7 protein-coding genes and 2 tRNA genes are annotated in these 8,545 nt (G+C 76.2%); 4 read left to right on the plus strand and 5 right to left on the minus strand.

Going from position 1 to position 8,545, the window contains the following annotated elements; all coding sequences use genetic code 11:
• Positions 1 to 153: 153 nt before the first annotated feature.
• Positions 154 to 1,494: a GNAT family N-acetyltransferase gene (locus GYH36_RS18245; RefSeq protein WP_162290588.1), complete on the minus strand. Its 1,341-nt coding sequence runs from the start codon at positions 1,492 to 1,494 to the stop codon at positions 154 to 156.
• Positions 1,495 to 1,559: 65 nt separating this feature from the next.
• Here GYH36_RS18245 and GYH36_RS18250 point away from each other — a divergent pair, with 65 nt between their 5' ends.
• Positions 1,560 to 1,985: an MGMT family protein gene (locus GYH36_RS18250; protein WP_162290589.1), complete on the plus strand. Its 426-nt coding sequence runs from the start codon at positions 1,560 to 1,562 to the stop codon at positions 1,983 to 1,985.
• 45 nt (positions 1,986 to 2,030) lie between these two features.
• On the opposite strand, the gene GYH36_RS18255 is transcribed toward GYH36_RS18250, so the two are convergent.
• The 4 genes from GYH36_RS18255 to GYH36_RS18270 all read right to left on the minus strand — a co-directional run bounded on the left by GYH36_RS18255 (position 2,031) and on the right by GYH36_RS18270 (position 5,547).
• Positions 2,031 to 3,068, minus strand: coding sequence for an LLM class F420-dependent oxidoreductase (locus GYH36_RS18255; RefSeq protein WP_115942332.1), 1,038 nt, complete (start codon positions 3,066 to 3,068; stop codon positions 2,031 to 2,033).
• A gap of 347 nt (positions 3,069 to 3,415) precedes the next feature.
• Positions 3,416 to 4,045, minus strand: coding sequence for a serine O-acetyltransferase EpsC (gene epsC / locus GYH36_RS18260; RefSeq protein ID WP_024842205.1), 630 nt, complete (start codon positions 4,043 to 4,045; stop codon positions 3,416 to 3,418).
• Between the two features lies 1 nt (position 4,046).
• Positions 4,047 to 4,982 carry a cysteine synthase A gene (gene cysK / locus GYH36_RS18265; protein WP_024842206.1) on the minus strand — a complete coding sequence of 312 codons (936 nt, stop codon included), beginning with the start codon at positions 4,980 to 4,982 and terminating at the stop codon, positions 4,047 to 4,049.
• 494 nt (positions 4,983 to 5,476) lie between these two features.
• Positions 5,477 to 5,547, minus strand: a tRNA-Gly gene (locus tag GYH36_RS18270).
• 181 nt (positions 5,548 to 5,728) lie between these two features.
• Between GYH36_RS18270 and GYH36_RS18275 the strand changes: the two genes are divergently transcribed.
• The 3 genes from GYH36_RS18275 to tig all read left to right on the plus strand — a co-directional run bounded on the left by GYH36_RS18275 (position 5,729) and on the right by tig (position 8,391).
• A tRNA-Pro gene (locus GYH36_RS18275) sits at positions 5,729 to 5,802 on the plus strand.
• Positions 5,803 to 5,885: 83 nt separating this feature from the next.
• The gene (locus GYH36_RS20425) at positions 5,886 to 6,842 is read left to right on the plus strand and encodes a DMT family transporter (protein ID WP_162290590.1); all 957 of its coding nucleotides are present in this window, start codon (positions 5,886 to 5,888) and stop codon (positions 6,840 to 6,842) included.
• Positions 6,843 to 6,981: 139 nt separating this feature from the next.
• Positions 6,982 to 8,391, plus strand: coding sequence for a trigger factor (gene tig / locus GYH36_RS18285; protein ID WP_162290592.1), 1,410 nt, complete (start codon positions 6,982 to 6,984; stop codon positions 8,389 to 8,391).
• Positions 8,392 to 8,545 lie beyond the last annotated feature (154 nt).

Genomic DNA, 8,545 nt, shown 5'->3' on the forward strand with positions numbered 1-8,545 from the left:
GCTTCCGGGGCGGGGTGTGGGCCCGCCCCTGGTTGCCAAGGCCGCCCCCGGCCGCAACCGTTTTGGGGGGGGGGGTCTCCCCGCCCTCCCCCGGGGGGGGGCGGCGGGCAGTACCCGGACGCGCCCGCGGGTCGTGTGACGCCGGAGCCCGCGTCAGAAGACCCAGCTGCACACGGGCGCGACGGGCCACCCGAACGCCGCGCTCGCGCGCGCGAGCGCCCCGGCGGAGTGCGCGGTGACGAGCCCTGCCGCACCGAGGGCCGCGAGCGACGTGCCGCCGAGGTAGGCCGCACCGAGCTCGCGCACGTCGAGCGAGAGGTCGGCGGCGTCCTCGGTGCGCTCGACCGTCGCCTCGCCGAAGGCCGTCGCGCGCAGGCGCCAGTGACCCGCGTTGAGGGGCAGCCGGGCGTCGGTCACGTGGAGCACGACGTCGACGTCTGCCGGGTACCGCCGCGCCGCGAGGGCCGCCGCGACGTCCACGACCCGCACCCAGAGGTTGTCCGCGAGGCGCGGGGACGCGGAGCGCGGGTCGACGAGCAGGCTCGTCACGGCGTCGTCGACCGGGAGCATGAACGGCGTGACCTCGTGCGTGAGGTCGAGGTCGGTGAGCACGCCCCACAGCGCGCGCGCCGCCGCGGCGTCCAGGGCCACGACCTCGCCCGCGCTCACGGGGCCGCGCGGGCCGGTCACGTCCCACGAGAGCTTGCGGTGGAACCGGGCGTACCCACGCGGTTCGCCGTCGAGCTCGACGATCGCGATGCGCGTCGGCTCGCGGTCCTTGCGCCACACCTTCGCGTCGTCCCAGAACATGGCGTCGAGCTCGGGCGTCTCGCGCGCCGCCCACCCGGGCCGGTTGACGCCCGCGCCCTGGCCCGTCGGGTCGGCGCCCGCGCGCGCGTGCAGGTCCGCGACCAGCGCGCCGTGGCGGGCCCGGTCCGCGCGCTCGATGCGGACCGTGTGCCGCTCGGCCCCCGGCACGTCGCGCAGCGCGGCGCCGCGCGGGACGGTCAGCCGCACGTCGTCCGCGGCCTTGCCGTACCCGAAGCGTCCGTAAATCGCGGCCTCCGCGGCGAACAGCGCGGACACGGGCTCGCCACGCTCGCGGCACCGCGCGAGGTGCGTGTCGATCATCGCGGAGAGGATCCCGCGGCGCCGGTGCCCGGGGTGCACGCCCACCCACGTCAGCCCCGCGACGGGCGCCGTCGACCCGGGGACGGGGAACCGCGAGAACGGGTACGACGCGTGCATCGCCACGAGCTCGCGCCGCACGGGCCGCGCACCGTCCACCGGCGCGGCGTCGTCGTCCGCGTGCTCGCGCACCACCCCGAGCGCGCGCTCCCACGTGAGGGGGAACGGGAGGTCGACGAGCTCGTCGACCTCGACGGGTGACGGGAACGTCGTCGTGTCGAGCTCGAGCACGTCGCGGTGGTCGGCCACGGTCAGGGGGACGAGCTCGTAGCCGTCGGGGAGCGCGGCGGGGTGGTGGTCGGTCATGCGCCGATCCTCGCGGCTCGTCCGTCGTCGCGCCAGGACAATCCGGGCGGCTAGAGTCGGTGCGCATGGCACGAGGCACGCGCGGTCGCACGACGGGCGGGCCACCCGGCGGCACCCGGACCCACGAGCCCGACCGCACGGCGCTCGCGGCGCAGTACGCGGCGGCGGTTCTCGCGCTCGTGCGGCAGGTCCCCCCGGCGCGTGCGACGACGTACGGGCTCGTCGCGGAGATCGTCGCCGAGTCCCTGGGTCGCGGCGGGCCGCGGCAGGTCGGGCAGGTGCTCGCCGGGTCGTCCGGCGTGGACGACGACGGCGCCCCCGTCCCGTGGTGGCGCGTCGTCAACGCGGCGGGGTCGCCACCCGCGCACCACCTCGACGCCGCGCTCGCCGAGCTGCGCGCCGAGGGCTGCCCGCTGACGCGCGACGGGCGCCGGGTCGACCTGCGCCGCGCCGTCTGGTTCCCCGGCTCCGACGGGCCCGGGGCCGACTGACGCGAGCGCGCGAGCGGCGCCGCGCCACCCGGCCCCCGCGGTGCCTCAGGAGGTCTGCGCGAGGAGCGGCGCGAGCGTCGTCACGGCGGTCGCGTCGCCCTGGACGAGGAGCGTCGTGACGGCGGTCTCGCGCCACGCCGCGAGGTCGCGCGCGATCTTGTCCGGCGGGCCGACGAGCGCGACGTCCTCCACCATCGCGGTCGGGACCGCGGCGGCGGCGAGGTCCTTGCGGCCCGCGAGGTAGTGCGCCTGGATCTCGTCGCACGCCTCGGCGTACCCGAGGCGGTCGAGCGCGTCGCGGTGGAAGTTCGCGCCCTTGGCGCCCATCCCGCCCACGTACAGCGCGAGGAACGGGCGCACCTGGTCCGCGGCCTGCTCGACGTGCTCGCGCACCACGACGGGGACGGTCGCGCTCACCTCGAACGCGGACTCGGGCGAGCGCTCGGGCGCGCGCCGCGCGAAGCCGTCGGCGAGCAGCTCGCGGAACGTCGCGTCCATGCGCGGGGAGTAGAACAGCGGGAGCCAGCCGTCGGCGATCTCGGCCGCGAGGGCGATGTTCCTGGGCCCCTCGGCCGCGAGGTGGATCGGCAGGTCGGCGCGCAGCGGGTGGACGGTCGAGCGCAGGGGCTTGCCGAGGCCCGTGCCCTCGGGCAGGGGGAGCGGGTAGTGCGGCCCGGCCGACGTCACGGGCGCCTCGCGGCGCAGCACGTCGCGCACGACCTGCACGTACTCGCGCGTGCGCGCGAGCGGCTTCGCGTACGGCTGGCCGTACCAGCCCTCGACCACCTGCGGGCCCGAGACCCCGAGGCCGAGCACGAACCGGCCGCCCGAGAGGTGGTCCATCGTCAGCGCGGCCATGGCCGTCGCGGTCGGGGTGCGCGCGGAGAGCTGCGCGACGGCCGTCCCGAGGCGGATGCGGCTCGTGCGCGAGCCCCACCACGCGAGCGGCGTGAACGCGTCGGAGCCGTAGGCCTCCGCGGTCCACACCGAGTCCACGCCGAGGCGGTCCGCGGCGACGACCGCGTCCTGGATGCCGTCCGGAGGGCCGGCCGACCAGTAGCCGGTGTGGATGCCGAGACGCATGCGCGCTCCTCCTCGTCGAGGGTCGTACGGGTCGGTGCCGGGGCGGGCGGCGGTGCGGTCGGGGGACCGGTGCCGCGCGGCGGCAGAGGTGGGCGGTACCCGGTCCGCGGGCCGGGCAGGGGGTATCCGGTACGCGGAGTCTCGGGTACCGCCCGCCACCACCCTAGCGGATCCCGCGGGGTGGATCACCGTGCCGCCCGGACGCCGCCCGGACGCCGCCCGGACGCCGCCCGGACGCCGCCCGGACGAGGCCCGGACGCGGCCCGGACGCCGCTCGGGACGCGGCGAGGGGCCGCCGTCCTCGCGGACGACGGCCCCTCGCGCCGGGCCCGGGCGGGCGCGACCCCCTAGATGACGTACTCGATCAGCAGGGACGGGTCCTCGACCGCGTCCCGCGCCGCGGGCGTGCCGGACGGCATCCGCACGCGCGCCGGGACGCCCACCGCGACCGCGCCCGCGGGCACGTCCTTGACGACGACGGCGTTCGCCCCCACCTGCACGTCGTCGCCGACCCACACCGGACCGAGGATCTTCGCCCCCGCGCCGACGACGACGCGGTCCCCGAGCGTCGGGTGCCGCTTGCCGCGCTTCATCGACCGCCCGCCGAGCGTCGACGTGTGGAACAGCACGACGTCGTCGCCGACCACCGCCGTCTCGCCGACCACGACCCCCATGCCGTGGTCGATGAACAGGCGCCGGCCGATGCGCGCGCCGGGGTGGATCTCCACGCCCGTGAGCGCGCGCGCCGCCTGCGACACGAGCCGCGCGGGCAGGCGCAGCAGCGGCTCGCGCCACATGCGGTGCGCGAGGCGGTACGCCCAGACCGCGTGCACGCCGGGGTAGGCGAGCGCGACCTCGAGGCGGCTGCGCGCGGCGGGGTCGCGCCGCCGGGCCGCCTCGAGGTCCTCGCCGAGGACGCGCACGAACCGGCGCAGCCGGTGGCCGGCCGTCCGTCCGCGGGGGAGGGGCTGCGTCACGTCAGTCCAGCAGGTCGGCGTAGAGGACGGACGACAGGTAGCGCTCGCCGAACGACGGGATGATCGTCACGATGAGCTTCCCGGCGTTCTCGGGGCGCTCCGCGAGCCGCAGCGCGGCCGCGATCGCGGCGCCGGACGAGATCCCGACGAGCAGGCCCTCCTCCTTGGCGGCGCGGCGCGCGTACTCGACGGCCGTCTCGGCGTTGACGTCGATCACCTCGTCGTAGACGGAGGTGTCGAGGATCTCCGGCACGAAGTTCGCGCCGATGCCCTGGATCTTGTGCGGGCCGGGCTGCCCGCCGTTGAGGATGGCCGACTCCTCCGGCTCGACGGCGACGATCTGCACGCCGGGCTTGCGCTCCTTGAGCACCTGGCCCACGCCGGTGATCGTGCCGCCCGTGCCGATGCCCGCGACGACGATGTCGACCTCGCCGTCGGTGTCGGCCCAGATCTCCTCGGCCGTCGTGCGGCGGTGGATCTCGGGGTTGGCCTCGTTCGCGAACTGGCGCGCGAGGATCGCGCCCTCGCGCTCGGCGACGATCTCGTCCGCGCGGTTGACCGCGCCCTTCATGCCCTCCGAGCCCGGGGTGAGGATGAGCTCGGCGCCGAACGCGCGCAGGAGAGCGCGGCGCTCCTTCGACATCGTCTCGGGCATCGTCAGCACGACGTCGTAGCCGCGCGCGGCCCCGACCATCGCGAGCGCGATGCCCGTGTTGCCCGACGTCGCCTCGACGATCGTCCCGCCCGGCTTCAGCTCGCCCGACGCCTCGGCGGCGTCGACGATCGCGACGCCGATGCGGTCCTTCACCGAGTTCGCCGGGTTGTAGAACTCGAGCTTGCCCACGACGGTGGCGCCGAGGCCCTCGGTGAGCTTGTTGAGCCGGACCAGGGGGGTGTTGCCGACGAGCTTCGTGACGTCGTCGTAGATGCGTGCCATGTCTTCCTCTTCTGTCGACGGCTCGGGGAGAGCCGGGGTGGGGGTACCGATCGGGGGTTCGGGGGCCGTCGTCCGCGGCCGGGTCCAGCGTCTCGCGGCCCCGGCGCGGGCGCGCGCGGACGAAGGCGGGACGAGGAGCGGCTGACGGTGCGGCGGCGGCGCGCAGGGCGCGCGGGGACGGCGGCGGGCGTCAGCGACAGCCGAGACAGCGACAACAGGAGGTGCGCGACACGGCGCGGTGCAGCGATGCAGGACGCGCGCTCGTCGCGGTCATTCCTCGCTCCTCCTGGTCGGTCGCACCGGGCGGGGCGCCGGTGGGCCGGCGCGGCGAGCGGTGCGTTCCCCCTGAGGCTATCGGTCCACGTCCCCGGCCTGCAACGCGTCGCGGACGCGCGTCCGACGGGTGGACGCCGGTCCGCGGCGACGTGCCCACCACGACGACGGGCGCCTCGCCGTGGTGGCGGGGCGCCCGGGTGGTCGTTCGGGTCGGTCGGAGCGGGCGACGGGAATCGAACCCGCGTAGCCAGTTTGGAAGACTGGGGCTCTACCATTGAGCTACGCCCGCGCGGGTCGCGGGAGCGTCGCTCGGGCCGGCGGCCCGGGGACGGCACGGCGCCGACCTGCGGGCGCCACCCTAGCAAACCTCGGCGGTCCCGGGACCGCGCGCGCGTCGGCGCCGGTCGGCCCGGCAGGAGCGTGCGCGCCCGCCAGTACACTTGCCCTGGCCCGCCCGGCGCGGCGGTCCGCGGGGTGTGGCGCAGGTTGGTAGCGCGTCCGCTTTGGGAGCGGAAGGTCGCAGGTTCAAATCCTGTCACCCCGACCTTCGCGCGGTGCCCGACGGGCGCCGCGGGACGTCGTCGACGTGCCGGGCCGGCGCACCGGCCCCGTCCCCGAGAGGTGCCCGTGACCCCGTCCCCGCCGCAGGCCCGCCCCGTCGCCGCGCACGCGACCCTCGCGGCGCTCGTCGCGGCGGGCAGCGGCGCGGTGCTCTCGCTCCAGGGGCGGCTCAACGGCGACCTCGCCACCGCGGGGACCGGTCCCGTCGTCGCCGCGTGGCTCTCCTACGTCGGCACGCTGCTCGCCACCGTCCTCGTGGTCGTCGCGCTCCGCCGCACCCGCGCGACCGTCCGCGTCCTGCGCGCGTCCGCGTCCTGGTGGTGGTTCGCCGTCGGACTGTGCAGCGTCCCGGTCGTGGTCGCCATGGCGGCGGGCGTCCCGCTCGTCGGCGTCGCGGTCGCGACCGTGTGCTCGGTCGCGGGCCAGACCGTGGCGGGGCTCGCGCTCGACGCCCGGGGGGTCGGGCTGCCCGCGCCGCTGCGGCTCACGGCGCGCCGCGCGGCGGCCGGCGTCGCCGCCGTCGCCGGGCTCGGGATCGCCGTGCTCGGCGGGGCGGGCGCCGAGACCGGGTGGGCCGCCGTCGTGGCCGGCCTCGCGCTGTTCGTCGGCGGCGCCGTCCTGTGCGGGCAGCAGGCCGGCAACGGCCGCGTCACCCAGCTCTCGGGGGACCCCGTCGTCGCGACGCTCACGTCGGTCACGGGCGGTCTCGTCGGCATCTCGCTCGTGTGCGCGGTCGTCGCCGCGGTGGGCGGGCTCGACGGCGTCGCGCTGCCCCCGCAGTGGTGGCTGTACCTGGGCGGCCCGCTCGGCACGCTCGTCACCGTCGCGGCGGCGTACGCGGTGCGGCACCTCGGCACGTTCGTCCTCACCCTCGCCGTCGTCGGCGGGCAGATGGTCACGGCGGTGCTGCTCGACGTGCTCGGCGTCGTCGGCCTGCGGTGGCAGACGGTCGTCGCGACGGCGGTCGTCGGGGTCGCCGTCCTGCTCGTCGTCGGGCGTCCCGGGCCGCGCGCGTCGGAGTGACCCGTGCGGGACGTGCGGACGGGCCGGGCGTCCCGGGCGCTTGACCGCTCGCGTACGATAGGACGGTTGCCCGTACGCCCGCGTGCGGTGCCGTCCCCGGCCGTCCGCGGCCCGCCCCGATCAGTTGGAGACCATCGAAGTGAAGAGCGCCGTCGAGACCCTGGACCCCACCAAGGTCAAGCTGACCGTCGAGGTGGAGTACGACGAGCTCAAGCCGAGCATCGAGCACGCCTACAAGCACATCGCGGAGCAGGTGAACATCCCCGGCTTCCGCAAGGGCAAGGTCCCGCCGCGCGTGATCGACCAGCGCGTCGGCTGGGGCGCCGTCATCGAGCACGCCGTCAACGACGGCCTCTCGGGCTTCTACCGCCAGGCCGCCAGCGAGGAGAGCCTGCGCCCGCTCGGCCAGCCCGAGGTCGAGGTCACCGAGATCCCGGCGAAGGCCGGCGAGGGCCAGCTGGTCTTCACCGCCGAGGTCGAGGTCCGCCCCGAGATCACGCTGCCCGCGCTCGACTCGCTGAGCATCACGGTCGAGCCGGCCGAGGTCACCGACGAGGACGTCACGGAGCGCCTCGACGCGCTGCGCGAGCGCTTCGGCACCCTCGTGGGCGTGGACCGCCCGGCCGCCGAGGGCGACTTCGTCGTGCTCGACCTCAAGGCCGAGATCGACGGCGAGGAGGTCGACTCGGTCTCCGGCGTCAGCTACCAGATCGGCTCGGGCAACATGCTCGAGGGCCTCGACGAGGCGCTCACCGGCCTCTCGGCCGACGAGACGACGACGTTCACCGCGCCGCTCGCCGGCGGCGAGCACGCGGGCGAGGAGGCGACCGTCACCGTCACGGCGACGTCCGTCAAGCAGCGCGACCTGCCCGAGGCGGACGACGACTTCGCCCAGCTCGCGTCCGAGTTCGACACGCTCGAGGAGCTCAACGCCGACCTGCGCGAGCAGGTCGCGAGCATCAAGACCTCGAACCAGGCCGTGGCCGCGCGCGACGAGCTCCTCAAGGCGCTCAACGACGCCGTCGAGATCCCCGTCCCGTCGGGCGTCGTCGAGGCCGAGGTGCACCGTCACCTCGAGTCCGAGGGCCGCCTGGAGGACGAGACCCACCGCGCCGAGGTCACCGTCGAGGCGACCGACGCGATCCGCAACCAGATCCTGCTCGACACCCTCGCCGAGCAGCTCGAGATCAAGGTCGCGCAGAACGAGCTCCTCGAGTACCTCGTGAGCGCCTCGCGTCAGTACGGGATGGACCCGAACCAGTTCATCCAGTCGCTCGACCAGGGCGGCCAGATCCCCGCGATGGTCGGCGAGGTCGCGCGCTCGAAGTCGCTCGCGGTCGCGCTGCGCCAGATCGAGGTCAAGGACACGGCGGGCAACGTCGTGGACCTCACCGAGTTCATCGGCTCGGACGACGAGGACGCCGCCGCGGACGAGTCGGTCGAGGACGTCGCGGCCGAGCCCGTCGAGGAGGCGCTCGTCGACGACTCCGCCGAGACCGCCGCCGAGGCTCCGGTCGAGGACGACGAGAAGGACGCCACCAAGGCCTGACACGGCGTCGGCCCCGGCCGGACCGACGACGACGGGCCCCCCCCCCCCCCGGGGGGGGGGGCGGGGGGGGGCCGGGGGGGGGGGCGGGCGGGGGGGGGGGCGCGGGGGGGGGGGGGCGGGCGGGCAAAACCGGGGGGTAGGGGGGGACGGGGGG

It is taken from the genome of Cellulosimicrobium composti (genome assembly GCF_010287905.1).
GTDB classification, from domain to species: domain Bacteria; phylum Actinomycetota; class Actinomycetes; order Actinomycetales; family Cellulomonadaceae; genus Cellulosimicrobium; species Cellulosimicrobium composti.

Coding starts and splice junctions, on each gene's coding strand:
- GYH36_RS18245 (WP_162290588.1), bottom strand. CDS start 1,494: ATGACCGACCACCACCCCGCCGCGCTCCCCGACGGCTACGAGCTCGTC.
- GYH36_RS18250 (WP_162290589.1), top strand. CDS start 1,560: ATGGCACGAGGCACGCGCGGTCGCACGACGGGCGGGCCACCCGGCGGC.
- GYH36_RS18255 (WP_115942332.1), bottom strand. CDS start 3,068: ATGCGTCTCGGCATCCACACCGGCTACTGGTCGGCCGGCCCTCCGGAC.
- cysK (WP_024842206.1), bottom strand. CDS start 4,982: ATGGCACGCATCTACGACGACGTCACGAAGCTCGTCGGCAACACCCCC.